Raw genomic sequence first — 24,925 nt, forward strand, 5'->3', positions numbered from 1 at the left:
TGCTTACATTTGTTTGCCTGCATAGAAGCGTACTTCTACTTTTGACAGACAAAAATTCAGAAACAATTTTTATACACTAATTAAATTTTTTATCCGATGAAAAAAACACTACACATCCTCGCTGCTCTGGCGCTCGCGTTCTCTTTCGGAGAAACAAAAGCGCAACTGGCTGACGGCAGCACCGCTCCCAACTTTACATTCACCGACATGAAGGGAAACACGCAAGACCTCTACACCTACCTGAACGCAGGCAAGGTGGTGGTGATTGATGTGTCGGCTACCTGGTGCAACCCGTGCTGGGTTTATCATACTTCCGGTGCGCTGGACCAATTTTACAATACCTACGGACCTTCCGGCAGCAATAAAGCAACCGTAATTTTTATTGAAGGCGATGCCGCCACCAACGATGCCTGCATGACCAACACGGGAGGATGTTCCAAAACTCCCTCACAGGGAGATTGGACATTAAATACGGCATATCCCGAATGCAACCCCACTACCGCGCAGGGAATCGGCACGTTCAATTCGAATTACGCCATTGCTTATTTCCCTACCATGTATATGATTTGTGTGGATAAAAAAATTAAAAAGGTTGACCAATATACCGCAGCGCAATTAGCAAGCGCATTGAATGCAACCTGCCCGCCTCCTTCTGCCGGAAACGATGCCGGTGTTTCTTCCGTTGCAGCGCCCAACGCGTTTGCCTGCGGAACATCCTTCACTCCCTCAGTGACTATACGCAATTTCGGCAATGCAGCGCTTACTTCGTGCACCATTAATTATAAAGTGGACAACAACCCGGTGCAAACCTATAACTGGACAGGCAACCTGTCAAGCGGCTGCTCTATTTATACTACCGGATGCACGGCTACCATTACGCTTCCCTCCATTACAACCGCACTGGGAAGCCATACTTTTACGGCTTACACCAGCAATCCCAACAGCGGTGCGGATGTCAACACCGCAAACGATTCGCAGAACATTACCTTTAACGCAGTTACTCCTTCAACTTCTCCCGTTACGGAAGGAGTGGAAGGAACTTTCCCCGATGCAACCTGTGCCGTGGTGAATCCCGATGCAGGCACCACCTGGGTAAAACATATTCCGGGAGGAAATGGCGCAAGCGCAAATTCTTCTTTTATGGATTGCTATAATTATGCCGCGACCGGAGAGATGGACTACATGGTGCTCGCTCCCATGGATTTTTCAAACGCAACCAGCGCGCAACTTACATTCGATGTTGCGTATGCTCCTTACGATGCAACCTACTTTGAAAAATTAGATGTGGAAGTTTCCACCAACTGCGGTGCAACCTGGACGAATGTTTATTCCAAACAATCCACCACGCTGGCAACCGCTGCCGCTAACACTAATCAGTGGACGCCTTCTTCTACCCAGTGGCGCACTGAAACAATTAATCTTTCTTCTTATCTCGGGCAATCAAGCGTGCTGGCGCATTTCATCTGCACAAACGGCTACGGCAACGAACTGTATGTAGATAACATTAACCTCAGCGCGCTGACCAGCGTGAGCGAAATGGACATGAGCAATTACATTTCTGTTTTCCCGAACCCGTCAGCCGGAGAAGTATATGTTAACGTAAGTCCGGTTTTTGAAAAAGCGCTCGACTTCAAAGTAACCAATATGTTTGGCGAAACAGTAAAGAAGTTCAGCGATGCTTCCAAGCACATTGAATTCACGCTGAACAATCTTCCGAACGGAATGTATTTTATAGAAATTCAATCCGGCAATTCGAAGACAGTTAAGAAAATCATGCTGAACAAATAAGTTCTGGTTTAGTTTTTGTTTTAAGTCATCCCGTACAGAAAAAATGTACGGGATGATTTTTTTAGAAGAACAAATAAATTGCGTATGAAAAAAAATATTCTTTTCCTGCTTGCGGGATTCATTCTTGTTTCTTTCATTGGCGATACGCGGAAAATTCCATCGGTAGATTTGAAATCGCTCGATGGAAAAACAGTGAACAGCGCTAAATTCTCCAACGATGGAAAGCCCCTGATTATTTCTTTCTGGGCAACCTGGTGCAGCCCCTGCAAAAAAGAACTCAACACCGTAGCCGATGCGTTTGACGACTGGAAAAAAGAAACAGGCGTGAAACTCATTGCCATTTCCATTGACGATTCAAAAAGTTCTTCCAACGTGAAGCCCTATGTGGATTCCAAAGGATGGGAATTCGAATGCTACCTCGATGTAAATTCTGATTTCAAGCGCGCCATGAACGTGAACATGCCTCCGCACACCTTTATTGTGGACGGAAGCGGAAACATTGTTTGGCAGCACGTGGGTTTCAAAGAAGGAGACGAAGCGCAATACATTGAAGTGGTGAGAAAACTTGTGAAAGGCGAAAAGATTGAGCATTGACAGCATAATGCAAACGATGCGAACTCATGCGAATGCCGCGAATAAAATTCTACATTCGCAGAGCAGATTCTCAATGTAGTATGAAAAAATCCTTCTACTTTATTTTTTTTACTTCCTTATTCCCTTTTCTTTCTCATTCGCAGGAAAATAATTCTTCTTCCAATGCCGGAGAAATTCACGGCAACATGCAGATGGACGCGCAGTATTACAATCCCGATTCTTCTATTGGTGCCGCACCCGTTCCCGAAAAAATGCTGATGAACGGTTTCATGAATGTGATTTACACCAAGGGAAATTTCACCGCAGGCGCGCGCTACGAAAGTTATCTCAATCCCATTCAGGGATACGACCCGCGCTATAAGGGAAGCGGCATTCCTTACCGGTTCGCCAGTTACAAAGCCGATGAACTGGAAGTAACTGCCGGAAATTTTTACGAGCAGTTCGGAAGCGGGCTCGTGCTGCGCGCCTACGAAGAAAAGGGATTGGGCATTGATAATGTGCTGGACGGGCTGCGCCTGAAATATTCCGTGCACGGATTTTACCTGAAAGGATTAACCGGCAAGCAGCGCAGTTATTTTTCTCAGGGACCCGGCATTGTGCGCGGCTTCGATGGAGAAGTTCATCTGAGCGAACTCATTTCCAAATGGAATGAATCGCCCACGCAAATTATTATTGGCGGAAGTTTTGTGAGCAAATTCCAGAGCGGAGACAAAGTGGTGTATCAGACCAGCGCGCTGAATGTTCCACAAAACGTGGGCGCGTATGCCGGAAGAATTTCGGTGAGCCGCGGAAGAATAAATTTAATGAGCGAGTACGCTTTTAAATTCAACGACCCTTCGGCATTCAACAAATATATTTACCGCCCGGGCGAAGCGTTTTTGTTCAACGGAAATTATTCCATGAAGGGTTTTGCGCTTTCGCTCGGAGCCAAGCGCACCGATAATTTTTCTTTCAAGAGCGACCGTGGCGCTGCCGGCAGCGATTTGAATATTAATTTTCTTCCCTCTCTCGCGCGCCAGCATACCTATTCGCTTCCCGCCCTTTATCCCTATGCCACACAGCCCAACGGTGAAATTGCCTTTCGCGGAGAAATCAGCAAGAAGTTTAAAAAAGAAACTGCGCTCGGAGGAAAATACGGAACCGACATCACGCTAAATTTTTCCCGCGCCTACGGGCTTGACACCACGCACACCCTTCCTTTTTATGACAGCACACGAATCGGGTACACCACCAACCTGTATAGTTTGGGGCAACTTTATTTTTCCGATGTCAACATAGAGTTTCATAAAAAGTTTTCTCCGAAAGTCAAACTCATGCTTTTGTTCGCCAGCCAGGCATATAATAAGGACATCATCCAGGGCGTTCAGGGCTTCGGAACTTTTTATTCCACCATCGGCATGAGCGAACTCACCTATAAATTTGCCGGGGAAAAATCCATCCGCTGGGAACTCCAGCATCTTTCCGCGAAGCAGGACCAGAAAAACTGGGCGATGAGTTTGGTGGAAGTGGGGCTGAGCGAAAACTGGTTAGTGAGCGCAACCGATATGTATAATTACGGAAACGAGGATGCATCGAAACGGTTTCATTACTATAATGTGACTGCTGTATATGTAAAAAATGCAACGCGCATTGCGCTCGGCTACGGCAGGCAGCGCGCGGGAATTTTCTGCGTGGGCGGAGTATGCCGCTATGTGCCTGCATCAAACGGATTGCTGCTGTCGGTTACGTCAAGTTTTTGAATCTGCGAAAAACGAAATCTTACGAAACTACGAAACGGAAAATAAAAAATTGTAACTTAGTCCTTCATGAAACCAATTCATACCTCTTACCTCTTACTTCTTACTTCTTACTTCTTGCTTGCTTTTCTATCGTGCGATAAAGTGAAAGAGCCCTACGTGAAAACAAACAGTTCATCTGCCGGATGCCCGCCTCCTGTTTTTACTGCGAAGGCGCCCATGCGCAAAGTGCTCATTGAAGAATACACGGGCATGCGCTGCGGAAACTGCCCGGGCGCTGCCTTGATTCTGGAAAACCTGCGGAACACCTACGGAAATAAACTCATCGGCATTGCCGCTCATGCAAATTATTATGCGCGCCCCGTTCCTCCCGAATCAATGCCCTGCAGCGCGCCTGCCGGAGCGTTCAGCCATTACCTGGGATGCACTGCCGGAGAAAATTATTTTACGGTGTTTAATTTCCCCGGAAACCCTTACGGGCTGGTGAACCGCCATTCTGTGAGCGGCAGCCCCATTATTGACCCCAGCAACTGGGACGCGGCTTTTCAGAGCATTGATAGTTTGCCGCCCGATGCCGACATTAACATTATTACCGATTACAACACCGCCACGCGCAAACTCTGCATCTCGTGCAAAACCACTTTTCTGAAAGCCATGAACGGAGCGTATAACCTTTCAGTTCTTTTTGTGGAAGACAGCATTTTGGACTGGCAGGAAGATTATTCCCTCACACCCTGCTATGTTCAGAATTATGTTTTCCGCAATGTGCTGCGCGATGACATTAACGGAAACGGGCTCGGCTTCGGAGAACAAATTGCTTTGGGCGCCATTGCTGTCAATGATACAGCGGTTAAAAGTTATTCGTACAATGTGCCTGCCGGATTTTCCACTTCTATTTTTTCACCCAACCCCGCCTCCACTCCGCTTTCTCCGTGCGATTACAAGCATTGCTATGTGCTCGCATTTGTTTTTGATGCCAACAGCGCCAGCCCCACTTACAGGGAAATTCTCCAGGCGGAAATAAAAAAAATTCAGTGAAAGTTAACTCAGAAATTTTATTGCACGATTGTTTTCCTCCTCCTGTCAAAATCAATTACAATAGGAGTGGCAATGCAGATGGAAGAATACGTTCCGATAACGATTCCGATTAAAAGCGCAAACGCAAACGAACGAATCACCTCCCCGCCAAAGAAGAAAATGGCAACCAATACGAAGAACGTAATCAGCGAAGTAATCATGGTCCGGCTCAGCGTGCTGTTCAGCGCGTAATTGATGATGCGGTTTTTTTCTTCTCCGGGAATGAGCGCGCTCTTTCCTTTATCTGCAAGATATTCGCGTATCCGGTCGAACACCACCACGGTATCCGTCATTGAGTAGCCCATTACTGTTAGAATTGCCGCTATGAAGTCTTGGTTGATTTCCAAAGTGAATGGAACTATGCCATCGAAGATTGCATAGCACGAAAGCACCACGAGCACATCGTGGAAGAGCGCAACCGTTGCGCCCAATCCATATTGCCATCCTTTGAAGCGGATGAGAATGTACAGGAACATCAGCGCGCAGGAAAATAAAATCGTCCACACCGCATTGTTGCGCAAGTCGCGTGAAATGGTTTCGCCCACCTTTTGCGATTGCATCACCTTGTATTTATTGTTGAGCGAGCCCAGCCCTTCGTTCAGTTTTTGTTCCACCGTTTGCTCGGCAGTGCTGCTGGTATCGTCAATCATATACGAAGTGGTAATACGCACCTGCTCGTTTCCGCCAAATGTTTTCACTTCGGGATGAACGCCAAAACTTTTTCGCAGCGCTTCGCCCACTTGTTCCGTTTGAACAGGATTTTCAAAACGCACATAGTAACTTCTTCCTCCTTTAAAGTCCACGCCCATGGTGAAGCCGTGATGCTTGAAAAAGAAAATGGCGCCCGTGAGAATAATCACGCTGGAGAAAATGTAATATGCTTTCCTTCTTTTCACGAAATCGAAATTCACATTCTTGAAAGAGTTTGCAGTAAGCGGAATGGAAAAACTTATATCCATTTTTCTTCCGAGAAGGGTTTCAAATACAAGGCGCGAAATAAATATTGCGGAGAAGAGCGAACAGAGAATTCCGATAATCAATGTTGTTGCAAATCCCTGCACCGGACCGGAACCGTATGCATATAAAATAATTCCGAGCAGAAGCGTGGTGATGTTTGAATCGAGGATGGAAGACATCGCGTGCTTGTAGCCGTCCGCCACCGCAAGTTGAATTCCTTTTCCCGCGCGGATTTCTTCGCGGATGCGCTCGTAAATAAGAACATTCGCATCCACCGAAATTGCCACCACGAGAACAATTCCCGCAATGCCGGGAAGCGTGAGCACCGCGCCCAGCGAAGCAAGAACTCCAATGATGAAAAAAGTATTCAGGAGCAGAACAATGTCAGCGACAATTCCCGATTTCGCATAGTAGAACATCATAAACACAAAAACAAGAATGAGCGCAATCACAAATGATTTGAAACCTGCGCTGATGGATTCTGCACCAAGTGTTGGACCCACCACCGTTTCTTCCACGATGCGCGCGGGCGCGGGCATTTTTCCCGCCTTCAGAATATTTACTAAGTCATCTGCTTCGCGCGAAGAGAAATCACCGGTGATTTGAGAACTTCCCCCGGAAATTTTTCCCTGCACAGTCGGGTAGGAATACACATAATCATCGAGCACAATCGCAATGCTTTTTCCAATGTTATCTCCCGTAAGCGCTGACCATGTTTGCGCGGCTTCATCGGTCATCGTCATGGAAATATGCGGGCGCCCGCCACCGCGCTGTTCGTATTCTTTGCGCGCGTCTGTCATAATATCGCCATAGAGTGCGGGCTTTTTATCTCTGCGCGTAACTTTCAGCGCCACCAATTGCGTAACTGATTCCGCGCCTTTCACCGGCTTGTATGTCCATGCGAACTTCACGTTATCGGGAAGAACGCGTTTTATTTTTTCGTTGGTGAGATAAGACATCACGCGCGCGGTGTCTTTTATCAGCGAGCGTCCGACCACAGGTCCTTGAACCGCTTGTCCTTTCTGGTCAATGAATGGCTGCATGTAGAAGAACAACGGGTGCTCGCGCTTTGCTTTCGCCATAGCGGAAGTGTCCTGGTTTGTTTTAGCAGCCGCTGCTTTTTTCGAAGTGTCTTTCTTTTCTGCGCCAAGTTTCGAGAGAAGAGATGCGGTGTCTTTCTTCGCAGAATCTTTTTTGACAGCAGTTGCTGAAGAATCTTTTTTTATTTCAGAAGATTTAACAGCGGTAGAATCTTTTACAGAAGTTGTATCGCCTGAATTTTCCGAAGAAAGAATTTCCGCAAGGCGCTTGTCTGCGTCAACTAATTTTCCAATCAAATCCTGGTTCTCATACGTTTCCCAGAATTCAAGGTTGGCAGTTCCAACCAAAAGTTTCCGAACGCGCTCTTTGTCATTCACACCCGGAAGTTCAATCAGGATTCTTCCCGATGCTTCGAGTTTCTGAATGTTCGGCTGCGTTACACCGAACTTGTCAATACGTGCGCGCAATGTTTTTTCGGAAGTGGCAATGGCTTCGTCCACGCGCTCTTTAATCAGTTTCACCACTTCATCATCGGGCGTATTGAAATCGATTTTGCCTTTCATCTCAATCGTTCGGAAATAACTGGAGATGGAAACGCCCGGGTCAACTTTTTTCATTTCCTCCGCGAAGATTTCCGCAAACGGTTTTTTCTCTTTGTATTCGCGGACGCGCGCTTGCCCCAATGCCTGGTTTAATTTTTTATCATCGGGCTTGGAAGACATGTTGCGGATAATGTCAGGAACAGAAACTTCGAGCGTTACGTTCATTCCGCCTTTTAAATCGAGACCGAGATTTATTTCATGCTCTTTGCAATCTTCATAGGTGAAAATGGAACTATATAAAGGAAAATCAACTTTAAGTTTTCTTACCGAATCAAGAAATGTGTTCTGCGCTTTCATGCGGACAGAATCGAGAATGGATTTTTCCATTTCTGCGTTTCCGTTCGATTTCTTTTTTGCGAGTTCAACAATTTCGGGTTTGGCTGCAATCATTTCTGCGTTTTCGCGCGCCTGTGTTTCAACTTTTCGGGTTATCCACGAAAATGAAAGATAGAACAGGCAGGCAAGCCCGAGCATAATTGCGAATATCCGAATGGCGCCTTTGTTTTGCATAATCTACGAATTACGAATTAATCGAATTACTAATGACAGGAAATCAATGTAATTAGGATTTTTCATTAAGGGCTGCAAATATAAATAAAATGGAATATGAAGCAGTTATTTTCCCTTAGCATGAATGGCGGGATTTTTTTTCCAATTAAACGTTGTAATCATTCGCTCTACATCTTTTTTCAGAAAGTCAATCACAGGCGCAAGTGAATCATAATTGGGATGCGCGAAAAAATATAAAGCCCCGCGCATAAAATGATGCGTGCTGTCGGTCAGATAAAATTGAAGGTTGGAAGCAGCGTTGCCTTCTATTTCGAACAGGAGTCCGTAAACTTTTGCGCTGTCGCGCCTGATGGGCGTTTCGGGCATGCCGCTTGCTTTCACTTCGTGCTTGGTGGCAAGCGTCCAGGAATCGTCCAGATATTTTTTGAGCGGATGATTTTTGTCAATCGTTTTATAACTGAGATTGATTTCCGCTTTGAATTTCGGATACACAATATTTTTCCAGCAGGGTTCGGCATTCATATCCGAATCAGCAAGCACAATTCCATAGTTGGACGGATATTCAAATTCAAACGGACAGGAATCTTTGAAGAGAGAATATTTTTTTTCTGGTAAGTTAATTCTATAATACGCGAATGGTTTGGGAACAACAATATCATCGCTGTCGCTGCCACAGGAAGTAAGAAGTAAGAAGTAAGAAGTAAGAAGTAAAAATGCAGCCACTAAAAAAACTTTTGACTTTTGACTTTTAACTTTTGATTTGACAATCATACTGCGATTGGAACGGTGACTTTCACTCTTTTTATTTTTCTATTGTCAGCGCTTTCCACGGTGAAGATAAAATCTTTTCTGCCATAGGCGGATTCACCTTTGGCGGAGAACTTCACCTCTTCTCCTTTTTTCGGAATGTTTCCGGTGAACTCAATTAAAAAACCTGCGAGCGTATCGGCTTCGCGCCCGTTCGGAAGTTCGAAGAGCGATGAATCAACACTGAGTTTGCGCGAAAGATCGCTCAGCGAAATTTTTCCTTCGAAGACATAATTATTGTCATCCAGTTTTGAGTAAACAAGTTCATCATCGTCAAACTCATCGTTGATTTCTCCAACAATTTCTTCAATCACATCTTCGAGCGTAACAATTCCGGATGTTCCCCCGAATTCATCCACCACAATTGCCATGTGTGTTTTGCGATGCTGGAATTCTTTCAGCAGGTCATCGTTCTTTTTATTTTCAGGAACAAAAAACGGCTCGCGGATTAATGTTTGCCATTTGAAATCATCTTCTTTATCCAAATATGGAAGCAAATCTTTCACGTAAAGTATTCCGGAAATTTTATCAATGGTTTCTTTATAAATCGGCACGCGCGAATATTTTGACGCAAGAATTTCTTCCATCAGTTTTTTGAAAGGCGAGTTGAATTCAAATCCTGTAATATCCATTCGCGGAACCATAATTTGTTTCACGCTCACCTGTCCGAACTTCACAATTCCCCTCAGAATTTTTCTTTCCGGTTCGGGAGTGTCGGAAGTAATTGTTAAATCGAGCGCGTGCGATAAATCTTCCACCGAAATGGTGTGCATTTTCTTTTTCACTTTTTTATCTATGAACGAAGTGGAAACAATCAGCAGTGAACTCAGCGGGAAAAGAAATTTTTCAAGGAAAGAAACCGGGTAAGCCATGAACCGGGAAACGCTGAGCGAATGCTGGTTGGCAAAAACTTTCGGAATCACTTCTCCGAAAAGAAGAATGAGAAAAGTAACTGCAATAACTTGTATAAGAAATGCAACGATTGGATTGGAAATAAAATTTAATTCTTCTTTCGCAATTATTTCTGAAATGAGAACGATTCCGATGTTCACCAAGTTGCTCGCGATAAGAATGGTGGCGAGCAAAAGTTTCGGCTTGTCGTAAATCTGCAAAACAATTTTGTCGCGCGCAGAAAATGACTTGCGCAGTTCATCTCTGCTTCTTGGCGAAAGAGAAAACAAAGCAACTTCCGAAGCCGAAATCAATGCCGACAGGCAAAGAAGAATAATGGTAGATATGATGGCGATGAACAAACTCATTTTGAAATCTTCGAAAAGCGAACACTACGAACAATACGAAAGAGATACGATTTTTTGTTTCGTAGTTTTCGTACAAATTCGTTTTTCGGTGATTAAATTAGAACGGCAAATCAGCAGTGCCTGCGTTTTCAACGGCTGGCGTTTCGTGAGGCGTTCCGTTATCTTCTCCGTTTTTGTCGCGTTTCCTGTTAATGATGGTAAAAGTATCGGCAACAATTTCCACGGTGAAACGCTGATGGCCTTCTTTGTCATTCCATTTGCGTGTGCGGATTTTTCCTTCAAGATAAACGCGGTCGCCTTTTTTGAGTTCAGATTTTTCAACGCTCTCGGCTAAACTGCGCCACATCACAATGTTGTGCCATTCGGTTTGCTCGCGCTTCTCTCCCGAATTTTTGTCTCTGAATGATTCCGTAGTCGCTAATGGAAAACTTGCAACGGTAACTCCGCCATCCAGGTGCCTGATGTCCGGATCTTTTCCTGAGTTTCCCAAAAGAATTACTTTGTTTACTCCTCCCATAGTTAGTAGTTTTGGTTGTAAAAATTTAACTTACAAAGGTAAAAAATTCAGGCGCATTTCAAAATCCATTCGGCTGAGTAAATGTGATTTACCTTTTATTAAGCAATTTTTCATCGAAATATTTTTCTATAAGGCGAGGAAATGCAAAATTATTTGCCTGACTTTCATTAATATAGAATGAATCCGGAGGTTGTGAAAAAGAATTAGAATCTATTTCCCAGAATTTTGCGAAAATGACCTGATGACTAAGGATATGTCTCATTGATGCTGTGCATTTCAAATTTCCGCTCTTCCATCCATCCATTCTTCCATTTTTTATTTCCTTGTTCGTTTCAATCATCGGGAAGTCATAAAGATTTTTCCAGATGTCATTTCCGGTTCTTTTGCGGATTAAAATTTTTTCTTTATCTCTTACGATGAAGTAATTGAAAAATCTTTCCCTGATTTTTATTTTTTTTGATTTTACGGGAAGAACACCCACCAGATTTTTTTTAAACGCCACGCAATTTTTTTTCAGCGGACAAATTTTGCAATCAGGATTTTGTGGCACGCACTGCAAAGCGCCAAATTCCATTATTGCCTGATTAAATAATCCCGGATTTTTTTTATCGAGAAGAGAATTTGCTTTCTCCAAAAAAACTTTTTTTCCTTCGGCTGAATCAATAGGAATTTTTATTCCGAAAACTCTTGAGAGAACACGAAATACATTTCCATCCACAACTGCATAAGGTTTGTTAAATGCAAAAGAAGCAATGGCGCTTGCGGTATATTCTCCAACTCCTTTCAGTTTTTTAATTTCTTCAAACTCGGCTGGAAATTTTCCTTTGAGATTTTTGGAAATAAATTTTGCGGTTGCGTGAAGATTTCTCGCGCGTGAATAATAACCCAGACCTTGCCATGTTTTAAGAACTAAATCTTCTTTCGCCTGAGCAAGATGGCGAACGGTTGGAAATTTTTTTACAAACTCTCTATAATAAGGAAGACCTTGCGCAACCCGCGTTTGCTGAAGAATAATTTCCGAAAGCCAGATTTTATACGCGTCTTTTGTTTTTCTCCACGGCAGGTCGCGTTTATTTTTTTCATACCATTGCGAAATAATTTTAGAAAAATTCATGCCATTCAAAAATTTAACATTCGAAAATAACAATCTTTAGATTATATATCTTACCTTTGTAATAGAAAACTAAAAACCAAAAATTAAAATTTATGACAAAAGCAGAAATAGTCGCAAAGATTTCTGATAAAACCGGAATTGAGAAAAAAGAGGTCATGGCAATTATAGAGGCCTTTATGAGTGTTGCTAAAAATACAATGTGCGATGGAAAAAATATTTACCTGCGCGGATTCGGAACGTTGTTCATTAAAAGGCGCGCAAGAAAACCGGGCAGAATTATTTCACGCAATACAACCATCATGATTCCCGCTCACAATATTCCGGCTTTCAAACCGGCAAAATCTTTCGCGAATCGTTTGAAGAAGAGCGTTCCTGTGAAGGAAGATTAAGTATCTTTCCCTCCTATGACTCGTGATGAGCGAAGTCGAATCACGGTTCGGCAAAAATTTATTATTCTTCTCGCTGTTGTTTTAGCAGTGCTTTTATATTTTGCTCCGAAACTTCCTTCGGAAAAAAAATCTGCAGAAGTTTCAGAAGCGAATTCAGATTTTATTTCATCGTTTGAAGAAGCAAAGAAAAATATTTCTTCCGAGCAGAAAATTATTTTCGACAAAACGGAAAGCAGTTTGAAAAAAGCCGAAGAAGAAAAAACAGAAACAGCATGGATTGCTTCTGCCGGTGATTTTCTGAAAGGCGCGCGATTAATTCAAGGCGATAAAAAAACCATTCTATATAAAGGAGCGATTGAAAGTTATGAAAAAGCATTGGCGCTTAATTCTGAAAACCTTTCCGCCAAAACAAATCTCGGAACTGCCATTGTGGAAAGTTCTTCTTTGCTTGGAACTCAGCCGATGAAAGGAATTTCTCTGTTAAGGGAAGTGATTCGGAAAGATTCCAATAACATTGACGCCAACCTTCAGTTAGGATTATTTTCCGTAACTTCGCAGCAGTTTGATAAAGCCATTGAACGGTTCAAACGGATTCTGAGAATAGATTCAACGCGCATTGACATGTATGTTTATCTCGGAGACACCTACATGCAAATGGGCGAGAAACAAAAAGCAATAACGAGTTACGAAAATTATAAGACAAGAGTAAAGGATACTTTAATAATAAAGGACATTGACCAATACATTAAAAAATTAAAACAACAACAGTAAAAAATTAAATTTATGCCATCTGGAAAAAAAAGAAAGCGCAAAAAAATGAACACGCATAAACGCAAAAAGCGTTCGCGCAAAAACCGTCACAAAAAGAAAAGGTAAACAGCATTGGAATAATGGAATAGTGGAATGATGGATTTTGCAAGTCCATCTTAATATTTTCTTCAAACTTTTTCTACGATTTATTTTCCATTTAACAGTAAGAATTTTTATTTCCTTCTGTATTTTTCCATTCCAATATTTCATCCTTCCCACATTTCAATTTACTTTCAATGAACAACGAACTATACATCAATGCAACTTCTTCGGAAGTTGTCATTGCTCTTTTACAGGATAAAAAACTCAAAGAACTTCACCGCGAAAAATCAGACGCAGGATTTTCGGTGGGCGATATTTTCCTCGGAAGAGTAAAAAAAATTATGCCCGGTCTCAACGCAGCGTTTGTGGATGTGGGCTATGAAAAAGATGCCTTCCTTCATTACCTTGATTTAGGTCCGCAGATTTTATCGCTGCTGAAATTCACTAACAAAGCAATTCACGGACAGAGCGAAACACATTTGCTTGACAATTTCCCTTTCGAAAGAGACATTGTCAAGACAGGAAAAGTAAACAAAGTGCTGAACTCAAACCAAAATGTGCTGGTGCAGATAATGAAAGAACCGATTTCGCAGAAAGGTCCGCGCCTTACTGCCGATGTTTCTCTGCCCGGAAGATTTTTAGTTTTGATTCCTTTCCAGGAAAAAATTTCTCTCTCGCAAAAAATCCGCAGGCAGGAAGAGCGTGACCGTTTGAGAAGATTGGTGCAAAGCATCAAGCCGAAAAATTTCGGAGTCATCATCCGCACCGTTGCCGAAAACCAGAGCGTTGCCGACCTCGATGCCGACTTAAAAGATTTAATCAGCAAGTGGGAAAAATTATGGCAGGCGTTAAAGAGCGCAGTTCCTCCTAAAATCATGCTCGGAGAAATGGACCGCTCGATTACAATTCTGCGCGACATGCTCAATGCTTCCTTCTCAAATATTTTTGTGAACGATCATAAACTCTTCGGAACAATTAAATCCTACATACATCAGATTGCGCCCGATAAAGAAGGCATTGTAAAATTTTATAAAGGGAGCGAGCCCATCTTCGAACATTTTGGAATTGACAAGCAAATAAAATCTTCTTTTGGAAGAATTGTGAATCTGAAGTCAGGCGGTTACTTAATTGTGGAACACACCGAAGCCATGCACGTGATTGACATAAACAGCGGACACCGCACGCAATCAAACAAAGATCAGGATACAAATGCGCTGGATGTAAATATGGAAGCCGCGGAAGAAATTGCACGGCAACTTCGCCTGAGAGATATTGGCGGAATTATCGTTTGTGATTTTATTGACATGCGCAATCCGAATAACCGCAGAACGCTCTATGAAAAATTAAAAAACGCCATGCAAACCGATCCGGCAACGCATACCATTCTTCCTCCAAGCAAATTCGGATTGGTGCAGATTACGCGAGAGCGAGTTCGCCCGCAGGTGAAAGAAAAGACAACGGAAAAATGTCCGAGTTGCGGAGGAAGCGGAGAAATTCAGTCAAGCATTTTGCTGGTAGATCAGATTGAAAAAGATTTGAATTATTTGATGAAGGAACAAAACCAAAAAAACATCACGCTGGCGGTTCATCCTTTTCTTGAAGCATACTTCACCAAAGGTATTCCAAGCAAAAGCCAGAAATGGTTTTTAAAATATGGTAGAAGAATCCGCGTGAAGCCCGTTTCTTCTCATCATATTTTAGAATATCATTTCTTTAACAAGGATGAAGAGGAAATAAAAATTTAGAACTGACATTATCTAATTTTTCTTCTTCAGCGCGCCAATAATCACCACCATTCCCCACGGAAGAGCAATCGGTGCGATGTAAATGGTAGAGATTCCAAAAATTAATCGCAAGAGAATTGCAACTCCGATTGTGGATGAAAACCCGATGAGACCTATTTTAAGAATTTTATTCACGAAGTAAAAATTAAAAACCCCCGACATACATCGAGGGTTTTCTTTTGACTTTTGAATTAATTACTTTTGACTTAGTAATCCATTCCACCGCCCATTCCGCCCGGCATTGCAGGCATAGCGGATTTTTCTTCTTTGATTTCAGCAAGCACGCATTCAGTGGTGAGAATCATTCCTCCGATGGAGGCAGCGTTCTCAAGCGCAATGCGCACAACTTTGGTCGGGTCAATCACACCGGCAGCAATGAGGTTTTCATATTCATCGGTGCGTGCGTTGAAACCAAAGTCGCCTTTTCCATCGCGGACTTTCTGCACACACACAGAACCTTCCACGCCTGCATTTGCTGCAATCTGGCGGAGCGGTTCTTCGAGCGCGCGTTTCACAATTTGAATTCCTGTTAACTCATCTTCGTTGGAACCCTTCATTTTTTCTATCGCGTCAACAGCGCGGAGATAAGAAACTCCACCGCCACAAACGATTCCTTCTTCCACGGCAGCGCGGGTTGCATGAAGCGCATCGTCCACGCGGTCTTTCTTTTCTTTCATTTCAACTTCGGTGGCAGCGCCAATATAAAGAACGGCAACGCCTCCGGCAAGTTTTGCCAAACGCTCTTGCAATTTTTCTTTATCGTAATCGGAAGTTGTGGTTTCAATCTGCGTTTTGATTTGATTCACACGCGCAGTGATGTCGGCTTTTTTTCCTGAGCCGCCAACAATGGTTGTATTGTCTTTATCCACGGTAATTTTTTCTGCTTTACCGAGATAAGAAAGGTCAGCGTTTTCCAGTTTGAATCCGCGCTCTTCGGAAATCAAAGTTCCTCCGGTGAGTGTTGCGATATCCTGAAGCATTTCTTTTCTGCGGTCGCCAAAGCCGGGGGCTTTCACTGCGCAGATTTTTAATGCACCGCGGATTTTATTTACAACGAGCGTTGCGAGCGCTTCGCCTTCGAGGTCTTCACAGATGATGAGAAGAGGTTTTCCGGTTTGCGCTGCTTTTTCAAGAATGGGAAGCAGTTCCTTCATGCCTGAAAGTTTTTTATCGTAAATCAGGATGTAAGGATTTTCGAGAACGGCTTCCATGTTATCAGCATCCGTAACAAAATAAGGAGAAACATATCCGCGGTCAAACTGCATTCCTTCCACCACTTTCATTTCGGTTTCGGTGCCTTTCGCTTCTTCCACAGTAATTACTCCTTCTTTTTTCACTTTCGCCATTGCTTCGGCAATGAGTTTTCCGATTGCTGAATCGTTGTTGGCAGAAATGGTTGCAACCTGCTCAATCTTTTTGTTGTCATCGCCAACAGATTTGGATTGCTTTTTCAGTTCAGCAACCACCGCGTCAACTGCTTTGTCAATTCCGCGTTTCAAATCCATCGGGTTTGCTCCGGCAGCAACATTTTTCAATCCTGCTGTTACAATCGCCTGCGCGAGAACAGTTGCAGTAGTTGTTCCGTCACCGGCAAGGTCAGCGGTTTTAGAAGCAACTTCTTTCAAAAGTTGAGCGCCCATGTTTTCAACCGGGTCTTTGAGTTCGATTTCTTTTGCAACGGTTACACCGTCCTTGGTAATTTGCGGTGAACCGAATTTTTTGTCAATGATGACATTTCGGCCTTTCGGTCCGAGTGTCACTTTCACTGCGTTTGCGAGTGCGTCCACTCCGCGTTTCATCGCATCGCGCGCAATTGTTTCGTAGGTTATTTCTTTTGCCATTTTATTTTTTGATTTGTGATTGTTGTTTTGTTTTTTTAATTATCCGATTACGCCAAACACATCGTCCTGGCGCATGATGAGGTATTCTTTTCCGTCAACGGTGATTTCTGTGCCGGAATATTTTCCGTAGAAAACCGTATCGCCCGGTTTCACTGTCATAGGTTCATCTTTCTTTTTGCCGGGACCTACTGCTACGATGGTTCCTTTCTGCGGTTTTTCTTTTGCTGTGTCGGGAATAATAATTCCGCCAGCGGTTTTTTCTTCTGCAGCAGCGGGTTCAACCAGAACTCTGTCGCCCTGCGGTTGGAATTTTACTTTTGCCATGGTTTTGTTAGTTTAAGATTTAAGTTTAAGGTTTAAAGTTTATTGCGAGGCGTAATGTCAGAGATTATGCCAACTCGCTTTTTATTTTTTGTTCGGACAATTTTTCAGTATTAATTTATTTTTTATCAAAGAATGTCAGTTGTGAAGTGACAAAATTTCTTATTTCGGTTGTTGTGCAGGAGCAGGTTGCTGCTGAGCCGGCTGTTGTTGCTGGGCAGGCATGCTCGGAGCGGCATTCCCGCCAGGCATTGGCATTTCCGATTTTCCCACGATGGATTCTTTTGTTTCTGCCTGCTTGCTGCCCGTTCCCACAAGTGCGGCAAAGGCAATGCAAAGCACCACGAGTCCGCCAACAAATCCCCAGGTAATTTGCTCGATGAGTTCCACCTGCTGGCGCGCGCCAATAAACTGGCTGGTGGACATAAAGTTTGACGCAATGCCACCGCCTTTGGGATTTTGAATCAGCACGATTAAAATCAGAAGCGCGCAAACAATAATAATGACGATGGAAAGAAAAGTTGACATGATAAATAAATTTTAGTTTGTTTACTTGCCCCTTTGGTCTTGTAAAAGTTTTTTAATTTTCTCCAAAAGGGGGGCGAATATATGAATCTTTTCGGGATGCTTCACCATTAAAATTTCATAAGCGCGGAGGGCTTTCGGAAGGTTTCCCTGGCGTAAATAGATGCCTGCAAGCGTTTCGGAAACAAAGGTTTCGTCATCTGAAATACTTTTCTTCGCCATTGCCTCGGCAGAATAAAATTCAACCTTTGGTTTTGCAATTGCTTTGGAAGTTTCTTCAAGAATAAATTTATCTACCAGTTCGCTCTGCTGTTTTTTCTGAACGGTTTTTTCTTCCGCGGAAGATTCAGGATTTTTTCCGCTCACAACTTTCAGCCAGTCATTGAAGGAATAAGTTTCCAGTTTCCGGTTTTCAGTTTTCGGTGTTTGAATTTCCTGGAACTTTTCTTCCTGAAGCAAATCAACCGTCATTGAAGTGCGGTACGCTTCGCGCAGCATTTCTTTTTCGTGCAGTTGAAGTTCATCGTATTCGTCTTTCTTTGCTGTTGTCATTCCGAGCGGAGCCGAGGAATCTTTACCCATCGGCATTTCCTGAAGAACAGCAATCGGTTCCAGCTTCGGAAAGATTTCATTTATTGGTTGTGCTACTTCTAACTTCTCACTTCTCACTTCTAACTTTTCTTCTCTCTTTTTCTTAATGAGATTATATAAAACTTTTCCGCCTGGCGCATACGCGGAAGTGATGTGTAGGTTTTTTTCGTAGTCAATGCTGTTCTGGTTGTGAAGATTTTTCAGATGGAGCATTCTTCCCGTCTGGAAGTAAGGATATTCTTCCACTAATTTTTCCAAAGCAGAAATAGAATGCCCGTTCAGATTTTCGGGGTGAGAAAGGTATTGTATGAAATCTTGCTTGGTCATCGTTAATTTTTCTGGTAACGAAGTAACGAATTTAATAACGAATAGTACGAATTAAGAATTCAAATAAATTCTGATTCGTTAAATTCGTAAAAGAGATTCGTAATTTCGTTACCAGAATATTGATATAGTTCATTGAAAACTCTTCTTACCAGTTTATCATTGCCTTGTTAAAAATATCCTGAGCCAGTTGCTTGTTGATGTCATCAATCAATTGCGCCTGCACCGAAGTTAAACTTTGCGAACTCGAATAATCGGAGTAGCGCGAAAAAGTGGTTTCAAAATTTTGTTTCTCGTCTTTTGCATTGGTGAATTTCACGTTCACAGTAATGGTGAGGCGGTTGAGCGCTGCCTGGTCACCGGACTGAATGGCAACCGGAGCGGTGAGATAATTTATAATCTCCCCTTCAAAATTCAAATCACCATTTTTTGAAACAATTCCCAAATTTGTTTGCGAAGTGAAAATATCTTTGAGCGCTTCGGTGAGCGATTGCGCAAGCGTGGGCGGAGCCAGCGAAGCATTGTTGCGGAAAGTTTGTATGGCAACTGTTTTCACATCGGGAGAAACCGATGCGCCTGAGAAAGAGTAATGTACTTTGCAACCCTGAAGAAGCAAAATAAATAATGAATAATAGATAATGGCATGCTTCCTATATAATAAGGAAAAAGGACTGAATATCGTGTGTGCTATTTTCACGCTGATTCTGAAAGAGTTTAATTTTGAGGGAAACTTCAATGAAAATGATTGAATATTCAATTTCAGCCGCATTGAATTCCTACGGAAAAACCTGACTACTTTTGGCATATGTTTATTATTCGTCATTTTTTGCACTACCGTCACACCTGCAGGTATCGCGCCAGGTCCTGCAGGGAAAATCATTTTCCCTGCAGGAATGTTCATTTCCTCTGCAAGTCCGTTCATCATTCCTGCATGGATGGCGTTTTCCCTGCAAGTCCGTTCATCATTCCTGCATGGAATGGCGTTTTCCCTGCAAGTCCGTTCATCATTCCTGCATGGAATGGCGTTTTCCCTGCAAGTCCGTTCATCATTCCTGCAGGGAACATCATCTTCCCTGCAAGGAACATCATTTTCCCTACAGGGATGGCGTTTTCCCTGCAAGTCCGTTCATCATTCCTGCATGTCCGTTCATCATTCCTTGCAAAAACGTTGTTTTTTCATCAAATTCCATGTCTTCCCCTATATTTCTGCACCTTATTGCTGCCTTACATGACTCCTCAGCGCGTAAACGACTTTTAAAAAATTCTTCATCAGCCGTATCAATGTATCGGTGCAGCAATTTTTTTATTTCGGAAGCGCTCATTGTTTTTCTTTTCTTCAAAGATACGAAGAATAGTCCTGACAATCTCTCAGAAATCAAGTTTATAATAGAACAAAGGTAAAAAACCTAACTGGTAATCTTCGCGTATGGGATTTTTAGTTGGGTTCTTCGGGTCGGGGTCATAAGTGAGTTGCAAAATATTTTGCGTGTTCAGTATGTTGATTAAATCCAACCCGAGTTCGTGCGTAACTTTTTTGCGGTTGGCTTTCAAACCGATGTTTATATCCCACCTGAAATAATTATGAAAGCGCTGCGCATTGCGCATGGAATCGAGTTCAATGAATTCTCCCTGCTGGTTTGATTTGATGATGTCGGCAGGAGAATATCTTCCACCGCCCGCCCAGGTAATTTTTGTTCCAGTGGTGAGCGTGGAGTTTTTCTTCTTGCCCACTTTAAATTCTTTCGCGAACAAAAAATTAGTGGCGAACTTTTCGTCAAAGTCAGTGCTGCGCAAAATTCCATCGCTGCCTTTGTATTTTGTGTCAAACACCGAAGCGGTGAGCATGTAGAAAAAACTTTTGCTGAAGAATTTTTCCACCGTTAATTCAAATCCATAATTTCTCCCCGTGCCTTTGTTCGCCAGCGTATGCGGGAAAAATCTTCCGTAGCCCGTTCCCTGATTCAGCAGCGAAAAAGAAGAACGGGAAGTGTCAATCGGCACTTCGTATAAATACTGATAGTACGTTTCCATTTTCACGCGCATATTATCGGAAGCGAAAATGTCATAGGCGAGAACATAATGAATGCTTCGCGTGAAACCGATGTTGCGGTTCGGGAAAAAATAATTTCCCGAAGAATCCTTCATGCGGTTGAAATAAATATACGTTGGCTGCATCTGGCTATGCATTCCGAACCCGATGCTGAGCGTTTGCTTCTCTTTCATCCTCCAACTGGCGCCTGCGCGCGGCTCGATAGATGAACTTCCGTTCAGCACGAAATACTGCGCATGCAGCCCGGTGGTGAAAGAAAATTTATTTGTCGGCTTGAATTTGAACTGAACATAGGGCTGAAGCAATGCAGTGCTGCCGATGAAATCATTCCGTCTTTCAAATTTCCAGGTGAGCGCGTTGCGGTTGCTGTCGAGCAAATCGAAATCATATTTTTCAATGTATGCGCCTGCCTTCATGCTCACGCGGCTGCTGAATTTATGGCTGGCAAAAAAAACGAAGGAGGTTTTCTGCTGAATGTATTCGTATCCCATTTTCTCTATGAGCGAATCCACTTTGTAACCGGTATCGCGGTACACCAGCAAATGATGCGCCCATGATTCATCGGTGGAATGTGCGAGAGTGAACTTGAGAAAAGTTTTTTCGTTCAGCGTTTTTGTGTACGAAGCGCCAATCACTCCCATGGAAGAACCGAAATACTGGTCTTTGTTTTTTTCTCCATAAATATCTTCCTGCGGTGTGCTGTCTTTGCTCACCACAATATTGATGGAACTTTTTCCTCCCACACCGAAGACAGAAAAATTATCTCCGTGCTTGCCGGGAAAATTAAATTTGAAAGCCGCATCCTGGTATTTCGGAATTGCCGAAGTGCCAATGCGTATGTGCAGCGCCTGAAATAATTGCAGAGAAGAATAACGATACGTGAGCAGATAAGACGAGCCGCTTTGTTTTGAAATCGGTCCTTCAGCCGCGAGTTCTGTTCCGAGAAAACCAAACTGCCCGGTGAATTCGTGCTTCTCGTTGTTTCCGTTTCGCATCCGCAAATCAAAAACTCCGGCAACGGCATTTCCGTATTCCGCAGGAAATGCTCCGGTGTAAAAATCAGAGTTGTCGAGCGTTTTGCTGTTGATGATGTTCACCGCACCGCTGGTGGTTCCCGCCACGGCAAAATGATTCGGGTTGGGAATGTTCACGCCTTCGAGCCGCCACAACAATCCGAGTGAAGAATTTCCGCGCACCACAATTTCATTATCGGAATCATCGGTTCCCTGAACGCCCGCGAAGTTCGAAGCCATGCGCGCTGGGTCAGTGCGGCTTCCCGCATAGCGGTTGGTTTCATCCACCGAAAAAGTCCGCGCGCTCACGGTTGCCATTTCATTCCGCGCCTCGCCTTTTTTTGTTGCAGTGATAACTACTTCCTGAACTTTCACCGCGCTTTCTTCCATTTCAAAATTCAGAATCACTTCTTTTGCGGAAGTTACAATCACATCGGGAATGGTGTAAGGCTGGTAGCCGAGAAAACCTGCGCGCAAAGAATATCTTCCCACCGGAACATTCTGCATTCTGAAATTTCCATTCACATCGGTTACTGCCCCGGAAACTTTTGCCGAGTCCTTCAGCAGAAAAATATTCACTCCGGGAAGTTCCGACTTCGCATCTTTATCAAGAATTCTTCCGCGGATGGTTTGGGTGAGTTCCTGCGAAAAACATGCTTCGACTCCGCTCAGCATGACAAGCAGCCAAATGGAAAACCGTAAACTGTAAACTGTAAACCGGAAACTGATTTTCATGCTGCAATGTTAAAACTTAATTGCCAATGCAAGATACGGGAACGCTTTGAAAATATCCTGCGGGTAATGCAGAATTCCCAAATCAATGCTGAGTTTTTCTTTCAGGAAACGAAACCCGTAAATGGCGGTGTGCTGGTAAAAATAGTCGCACACTTTTCCTTCGGCAACATAATGACAGTTTTTAAACGGCAAAAAAATATTTTCCCCCACAAACTGAAACCTCCGGCTTATGCGCAATGCTCCGCTTACCATTATCAGCGGCTTCGGGTAAAAAGTTGTTTCGTTGTTCACGTCTGAAAACGTATAGCCCGTTCCGAAAGTGAGATTGTTGTTTGCATTTCCGAATGTAGCAAGTCCATACAGCGCGCCCAGTTTAAAATTTGTCTGGCGGAATTTCACCAGCGTTTGCCCGTACACTGCGCCTGCTCCCAGATACATCACGTCCGAAACTTTTCTTCCGTACTTCGGCATCACATAAAACCCCAGCGGAAGAATTGCCCCGCTGCCGATGGAAAAACTTTTTGCAATGCCGTAATTAAAGTTGTTGTAGAGAAAATCCATTGTTTGATAATACCCTTCTTCTTTGTTCATCGGGATAGCGGACGGAGTTAAAAAATATCTGGGCGCATTAAAATTCGGATACCGGTATTTTCCTTTCCTGCGGATGTCTTTTTCATCTATGAGCCGCATTTCTTTTATGCGTTCCAGCGGAATTATTTTTTTGCCGGTGGATTTGGTTTCGATTTCGATTTCAGTTGCCGTTTGAGAAATTATTTTTCCGTGAAGCAATCCGCCATCCTTCATGTAAAAAAGAAAATACATTCCGTTGCCCGCCTGCTCGATGAAAGAAATATTTTTTAATTCGAGCGAGAGCAAGCCGAGATTGTTGTCGCGAAAACTTATTTCTCCCTGCTTCTGCCCTATGATTCTTCCCTTCAGAAGCAAGCCATCGTTTGTTTCAACTATGCAATAGGAAGAAGTATCGGCAGGAATTTTCAGTTTGGTGGAATCCTCCGAAGGAGTCCTTGCGGACTGCGAGAATGCAAAAAGATAAATGAAGAATGAAAAATAAAATGCAGCAAGAATTTTTTTCACGAACAAATTTACGAGGAAAATTTACTTTGGTTCCTGCCCCATTGAATGGCGCGAAGGAGCGCGGCTTGGAATCTTTGCTTTTTTATTTTGCAGCCATTCGGGCGTACGGAAAATGTATCCGATGGTAATTCCTGCCGTAATGGTCATTGGAAAATTTTTTCCAAGATACCAGTAGCAATACCTGCGCGGGTCATAATCGTCATATCGTTGCCAGTAATATGTTGGTTTTGTTCCGATGGTTGTTTTGCTTTCAAAGCCGTAGCCAACGCCAAGGTAATAGCCCAGTGTGATTGTGTTTCCAAAAATAAATTGCCTTCCGTAAACCAAATTAATTACGAGCGATTGATATTTATTAGTGAAAGTGGTTGTCCCTTTTCCGCTATAGGTTCCATAGCCATAATAATATCCTCCAGTATCTATAGTATAGGTAGTGGAAAGCGCGCTCAGAATAATTTCCGGTTTGAAATATCTTCCTTTCAGCGGGTGAGCGTATTTTGCTCCTTCAATTTCTATATCGGAAGAACTGCCGAGAAAAAATTTCGGACCGAAGCGAAGAAATATTCCTCTGGGCATTCTCCTTTCCTGCTTGTCAATTGCGCTGGTTCCGATTCCGTAAATTCCAAAACCGGCTTCCCAATTGAATCCGGGTTTGTTCATCCATTCATACGTGAACGCAAGATGATGGCTGAGCGGAGAAAAAAAATGAAACTTGAGAACACTGGTCTTATCAAGAATGGCGCGGTTGCTTATGCTGTAAGGGTCTTCCTTATATTCATAAACAATTTGCCCGTCTATGGTCACGGTTTTGATTTCTGATTTTGCGAGTGTCATGGTTGGACCTTCCGTTTCATTGTATAATTTGAATTTCACTTCATCGGTTCCCACTTCACTCACTTTTGCTTTGAGAATGCTTCCGTCTTTTTTTGTAATCAGGTCAGGACCTAATCCGGTTTTTATGTCAATCACCGTTTGCCCTTCCACCTTCATCGTTTTGATTTCCGATTTTTTTATGCTGATGGTGGGACCATCGGGGTCGTTAGCGAGTTTGAATTTTACTTCATCGGTTCCAATGTCAATGACTTTTACTTTGAGCATGTCTCCGCTTCTTTTCACAATAATGTCTTCGCTGATGGTGCTGGCTTCTCCTTTCACATCAATAATCGTTTGCCCCGCCACCCTGAGCGTTTTAATTTCTGAACGCTTTAACACCACAACCGGGCTTTCGGCTTCACCGAAAATTTTAAACTTCACTTCTTCGGTTCCGATTTCGGTAACTTTTGCGCGGATGAGGTCGCCATTTTTTTTCACGATGGTATCTTGTGAATGCACGACTGATGCAGTGAAAAAAATAAGAAAGGAAAGAAAAAAAATCTTTGTGGTTTTCATTGAATTGGCTTTAAACC

At 43.1% G+C, this 24,925-nt stretch carries 23 protein-coding genes; 7 read left to right on the plus strand and 16 right to left on the minus strand.

From position 1 onward, the window contains the following. Positions 1-96: 96 nt before the first annotated feature. The 4 genes from HY063_09850 to HY063_09865 all read left to right on the plus strand — a co-directional run bounded on the left by HY063_09850 (position 97) and on the right by HY063_09865 (position 5,156). On the plus strand, positions 97-1,788 hold the full coding sequence (locus tag HY063_09850) for a T9SS type A sorting domain-containing protein (protein ID MBI3502087.1): 1,692 nt from the start codon (positions 97-99) through the stop codon (positions 1,786-1,788). Between the two features lie 84 nt (positions 1,789-1,872). Continuing rightward, on the plus strand, positions 1,873-2,382 hold the full coding sequence (locus tag HY063_09855; protein ID MBI3502088.1) for a TlpA family protein disulfide reductase: 510 nt from the start codon (positions 1,873-1,875) through the stop codon (positions 2,380-2,382). A gap of 80 nt (positions 2,383-2,462) precedes the next feature. Further along, positions 2,463-4,121 carry a hypothetical protein gene (locus HY063_09860; protein ID MBI3502089.1) on the plus strand — a complete coding sequence of 553 codons (1,659 nt, stop codon included), beginning with the start codon at positions 2,463-2,465 and terminating at the stop codon, positions 4,119-4,121. Positions 4,122-4,187: 66 nt separating this feature from the next. Beyond that, on the plus strand, positions 4,188-5,156 hold the full coding sequence (locus HY063_09865) for an Omp28-related outer membrane protein (protein MBI3502090.1): 969 nt from the start codon (positions 4,188-4,190) through the stop codon (positions 5,154-5,156). Between the two features lie 17 nt (positions 5,157-5,173). Here HY063_09865 and secDF read toward each other — a convergent pair whose 3' ends face one another. The 5 genes from secDF to mutY form a co-directional block, all read right to left on the minus strand. Next, positions 5,174-8,305, minus strand: a complete 3,132-nt coding sequence (gene secDF / locus HY063_09870) for a protein translocase subunit SecDF (protein ID MBI3502091.1) — start codon at positions 8,303-8,305, stop codon at positions 5,174-5,176. Between the two features lie 105 nt (positions 8,306-8,410). Beyond that, the gene (gldD, locus tag HY063_09875) at positions 8,411-9,028 is read right to left on the minus strand and encodes a gliding motility lipoprotein GldD (protein MBI3502092.1); all 618 of its coding nucleotides are present in this window, start codon (positions 9,026-9,028) and stop codon (positions 8,411-8,413) included. A 44-nt stretch (positions 9,029-9,072) separates the two neighbouring features. Further along, a complete protein-coding gene (gene gldE, locus HY063_09880) occupies positions 9,073-10,371 on the minus strand; it encodes a gliding motility-associated protein GldE (GenBank protein MBI3502093.1) in 1,299 nt (432 codons plus the stop codon). Positions 10,372-10,468: 97 nt separating this feature from the next. After that, positions 10,469-10,888 carry a single-stranded DNA-binding protein gene (gene ssb / locus HY063_09885; protein MBI3502094.1) on the minus strand — a complete coding sequence of 140 codons (420 nt, stop codon included), beginning with the start codon at positions 10,886-10,888 and terminating at the stop codon, positions 10,469-10,471. Between the two features lie 88 nt (positions 10,889-10,976). After that, on the minus strand, positions 10,977-12,002 hold the full coding sequence (gene mutY, locus HY063_09890) for an A/G-specific adenine glycosylase (protein ID MBI3502095.1): 1,026 nt from the start codon (positions 12,000-12,002) through the stop codon (positions 10,977-10,979). Between the two features lie 92 nt (positions 12,003-12,094). Here mutY and HY063_09895 point away from each other — a divergent pair, with 92 nt between their 5' ends. The 3 genes from HY063_09895 to HY063_09905 all read left to right on the plus strand — a co-directional run bounded on the left by HY063_09895 (position 12,095) and on the right by HY063_09905 (position 14,988). Further along, the gene (locus HY063_09895) at positions 12,095-12,391 is read left to right on the plus strand and encodes an HU family DNA-binding protein (GenBank protein MBI3502096.1); all 297 of its coding nucleotides are present in this window, start codon (positions 12,095-12,097) and stop codon (positions 12,389-12,391) included. A gap of 15 nt (positions 12,392-12,406) precedes the next feature. Next, on the plus strand, positions 12,407-13,162 hold the full coding sequence (locus HY063_09900) for a tetratricopeptide repeat protein (GenBank protein ID MBI3502097.1): 756 nt from the start codon (positions 12,407-12,409) through the stop codon (positions 13,160-13,162). 275 nt (positions 13,163-13,437) lie between these two features. Next, positions 13,438-14,988 (plus strand): Rne/Rng family ribonuclease, encoded by a 1,551-nt coding sequence (locus HY063_09905; GenBank protein ID MBI3502098.1) that lies wholly within the window; start codon positions 13,438-13,440, stop codon positions 14,986-14,988. A 12-nt stretch (positions 14,989-15,000) separates the two neighbouring features. Here the strand turns inward: HY063_09905 and HY063_09910 are convergent, their stop codons facing one another. The 11 genes from HY063_09910 to HY063_09960 form a co-directional block, all read right to left on the minus strand. Next, entirely contained in the window at positions 15,001-15,162 is a 162-nt protein-coding gene (locus HY063_09910) for a hypothetical protein (GenBank protein MBI3502099.1), read from the minus strand. A gap of 71 nt (positions 15,163-15,233) precedes the next feature. Further along, positions 15,234-16,868, minus strand: coding sequence for a chaperonin GroEL (groL, locus tag HY063_09915; GenBank protein ID MBI3502100.1), 1,635 nt, complete (start codon positions 16,866-16,868; stop codon positions 15,234-15,236). A gap of 39 nt (positions 16,869-16,907) precedes the next feature. Beyond that, the gene (locus tag HY063_09920) at positions 16,908-17,192 is read right to left on the minus strand and encodes a co-chaperone GroES (protein ID MBI3502101.1); all 285 of its coding nucleotides are present in this window, start codon (positions 17,190-17,192) and stop codon (positions 16,908-16,910) included. Positions 17,193-17,351: 159 nt separating this feature from the next. Then, positions 17,352-17,717, minus strand: a complete 366-nt coding sequence (secG, locus tag HY063_09925; GenBank protein MBI3502102.1) for a preprotein translocase subunit SecG — start codon at positions 17,715-17,717, stop codon at positions 17,352-17,354. A gap of 21 nt (positions 17,718-17,738) precedes the next feature. Beyond that, a complete protein-coding gene (locus HY063_09930) occupies positions 17,739-18,632 on the minus strand; it encodes a hypothetical protein (protein MBI3502103.1) in 894 nt (297 codons plus the stop codon). A gap of 145 nt (positions 18,633-18,777) precedes the next feature. Then, positions 18,778-19,398 carry an LptE family protein gene (locus HY063_09935; GenBank protein ID MBI3502104.1) on the minus strand — a complete coding sequence of 207 codons (621 nt, stop codon included), beginning with the start codon at positions 19,396-19,398 and terminating at the stop codon, positions 18,778-18,780. A 152-nt stretch (positions 19,399-19,550) separates the two neighbouring features. After that, positions 19,551-19,718 carry a hypothetical protein gene (locus HY063_09940; protein MBI3502105.1) on the minus strand — a complete coding sequence of 56 codons (168 nt, stop codon included), beginning with the start codon at positions 19,716-19,718 and terminating at the stop codon, positions 19,551-19,553. 5 nt (positions 19,719-19,723) lie between these two features. Continuing rightward, a complete protein-coding gene (locus tag HY063_09945) occupies positions 19,724-19,969 on the minus strand; it encodes a hypothetical protein (GenBank protein MBI3502106.1) in 246 nt (81 codons plus the stop codon). 28 nt (positions 19,970-19,997) lie between these two features. Continuing rightward, on the minus strand, positions 19,998-22,367 hold the full coding sequence (locus HY063_09950) for a TonB-dependent receptor (GenBank protein ID MBI3502107.1): 2,370 nt from the start codon (positions 22,365-22,367) through the stop codon (positions 19,998-20,000). Positions 22,368-22,436: 69 nt separating this feature from the next. Further along, positions 22,437-23,522, minus strand: coding sequence for a hypothetical protein (locus HY063_09955; protein ID MBI3502108.1), 1,086 nt, complete (start codon positions 23,520-23,522; stop codon positions 22,437-22,439). Between the two features lie 21 nt (positions 23,523-23,543). After that, positions 23,544-24,908 (minus strand): hypothetical protein, encoded by a 1,365-nt coding sequence (locus HY063_09960; protein ID MBI3502109.1) that lies wholly within the window; start codon positions 24,906-24,908, stop codon positions 23,544-23,546. Positions 24,909-24,925 lie beyond the last annotated feature (17 nt).

The organism is Bacteroidota bacterium (assembly GCA_016195025.1).
Taxonomy (GTDB): domain Bacteria; phylum Bacteroidota; class Bacteroidia; order Palsa-948; family Palsa-948; genus Palsa-948.

What these genes read in the sequence shown, in the direction of transcription:
- HY063_09850 (MBI3502087.1), top strand. Translation starts at nt 97, where the DNA reads ATGAAAAAAACACTACACATCCTCGCTGCTCTGGCGCTCGCGTTCTCT.
- HY063_09855 (MBI3502088.1), top strand. Translation starts at nt 1,873, where the DNA reads ATGAAAAAAAATATTCTTTTCCTGCTTGCGGGATTCATTCTTGTTTCT.
- HY063_09860 (MBI3502089.1), top strand. Translation starts at nt 2,463, where the DNA reads ATGAAAAAATCCTTCTACTTTATTTTTTTTACTTCCTTATTCCCTTTT.
- HY063_09865 (MBI3502090.1), top strand. Translation starts at nt 4,188, where the DNA reads ATGAAACCAATTCATACCTCTTACCTCTTACTTCTTACTTCTTACTTC.
- secDF (MBI3502091.1), bottom strand. Translation starts at nt 8,305, where the DNA reads ATGCAAAACAAAGGCGCCATTCGGATATTCGCAATTATGCTCGGGCTT.
- gldE (MBI3502093.1), bottom strand. Translation starts at nt 10,371, where the DNA reads ATGAGTTTGTTCATCGCCATCATATCTACCATTATTCTTCTTTGCCTG.
- ssb (MBI3502094.1), bottom strand. Translation starts at nt 10,888, where the DNA reads ATGGGAGGAGTAAACAAAGTAATTCTTTTGGGAAACTCAGGAAAAGAT.
- mutY (MBI3502095.1), bottom strand. Translation starts at nt 12,002, where the DNA reads ATGAATTTTTCTAAAATTATTTCGCAATGGTATGAAAAAAATAAACGC.
- HY063_09895 (MBI3502096.1), top strand. Translation starts at nt 12,095, where the DNA reads ATGACAAAAGCAGAAATAGTCGCAAAGATTTCTGATAAAACCGGAATT.
- HY063_09900 (MBI3502097.1), top strand. Translation starts at nt 12,407, where the DNA reads ATGACTCGTGATGAGCGAAGTCGAATCACGGTTCGGCAAAAATTTATT.
- HY063_09905 (MBI3502098.1), top strand. Translation starts at nt 13,438, where the DNA reads ATGAACAACGAACTATACATCAATGCAACTTCTTCGGAAGTTGTCATT.
- groL (MBI3502100.1), bottom strand. Translation starts at nt 16,868, where the DNA reads ATGGCAAAAGAAATAACCTACGAAACAATTGCGCGCGATGCGATGAAA.
- HY063_09920 (MBI3502101.1), bottom strand. Translation starts at nt 17,192, where the DNA reads ATGGCAAAAGTAAAATTCCAACCGCAGGGCGACAGAGTTCTGGTTGAA.
- secG (MBI3502102.1), bottom strand. Translation starts at nt 17,717, where the DNA reads ATGTCAACTTTTCTTTCCATCGTCATTATTATTGTTTGCGCGCTTCTG.
- HY063_09930 (MBI3502103.1), bottom strand. Translation starts at nt 18,632, where the DNA reads ATGACCAAGCAAGATTTCATACAATACCTTTCTCACCCCGAAAATCTG.
- HY063_09935 (MBI3502104.1), bottom strand. Translation starts at nt 19,398, where the DNA reads ATGCGGCTGAAATTGAATATTCAATCATTTTCATTGAAGTTTCCCTCA.
- HY063_09940 (MBI3502105.1), bottom strand. Translation starts at nt 19,718, where the DNA reads ATGATGTTCCTTGCAGGGAAGATGATGTTCCCTGCAGGAATGATGAAC.
- HY063_09950 (MBI3502107.1), bottom strand. Translation starts at nt 22,367, where the DNA reads ATGCTGAGCGGAGTCGAAGCATGTTTTTCGCAGGAACTCACCCAAACC.
- HY063_09960 (MBI3502109.1), bottom strand. Translation starts at nt 24,908, where the DNA reads ATGAAAACCACAAAGATTTTTTTTCTTTCCTTTCTTATTTTTTTCACT.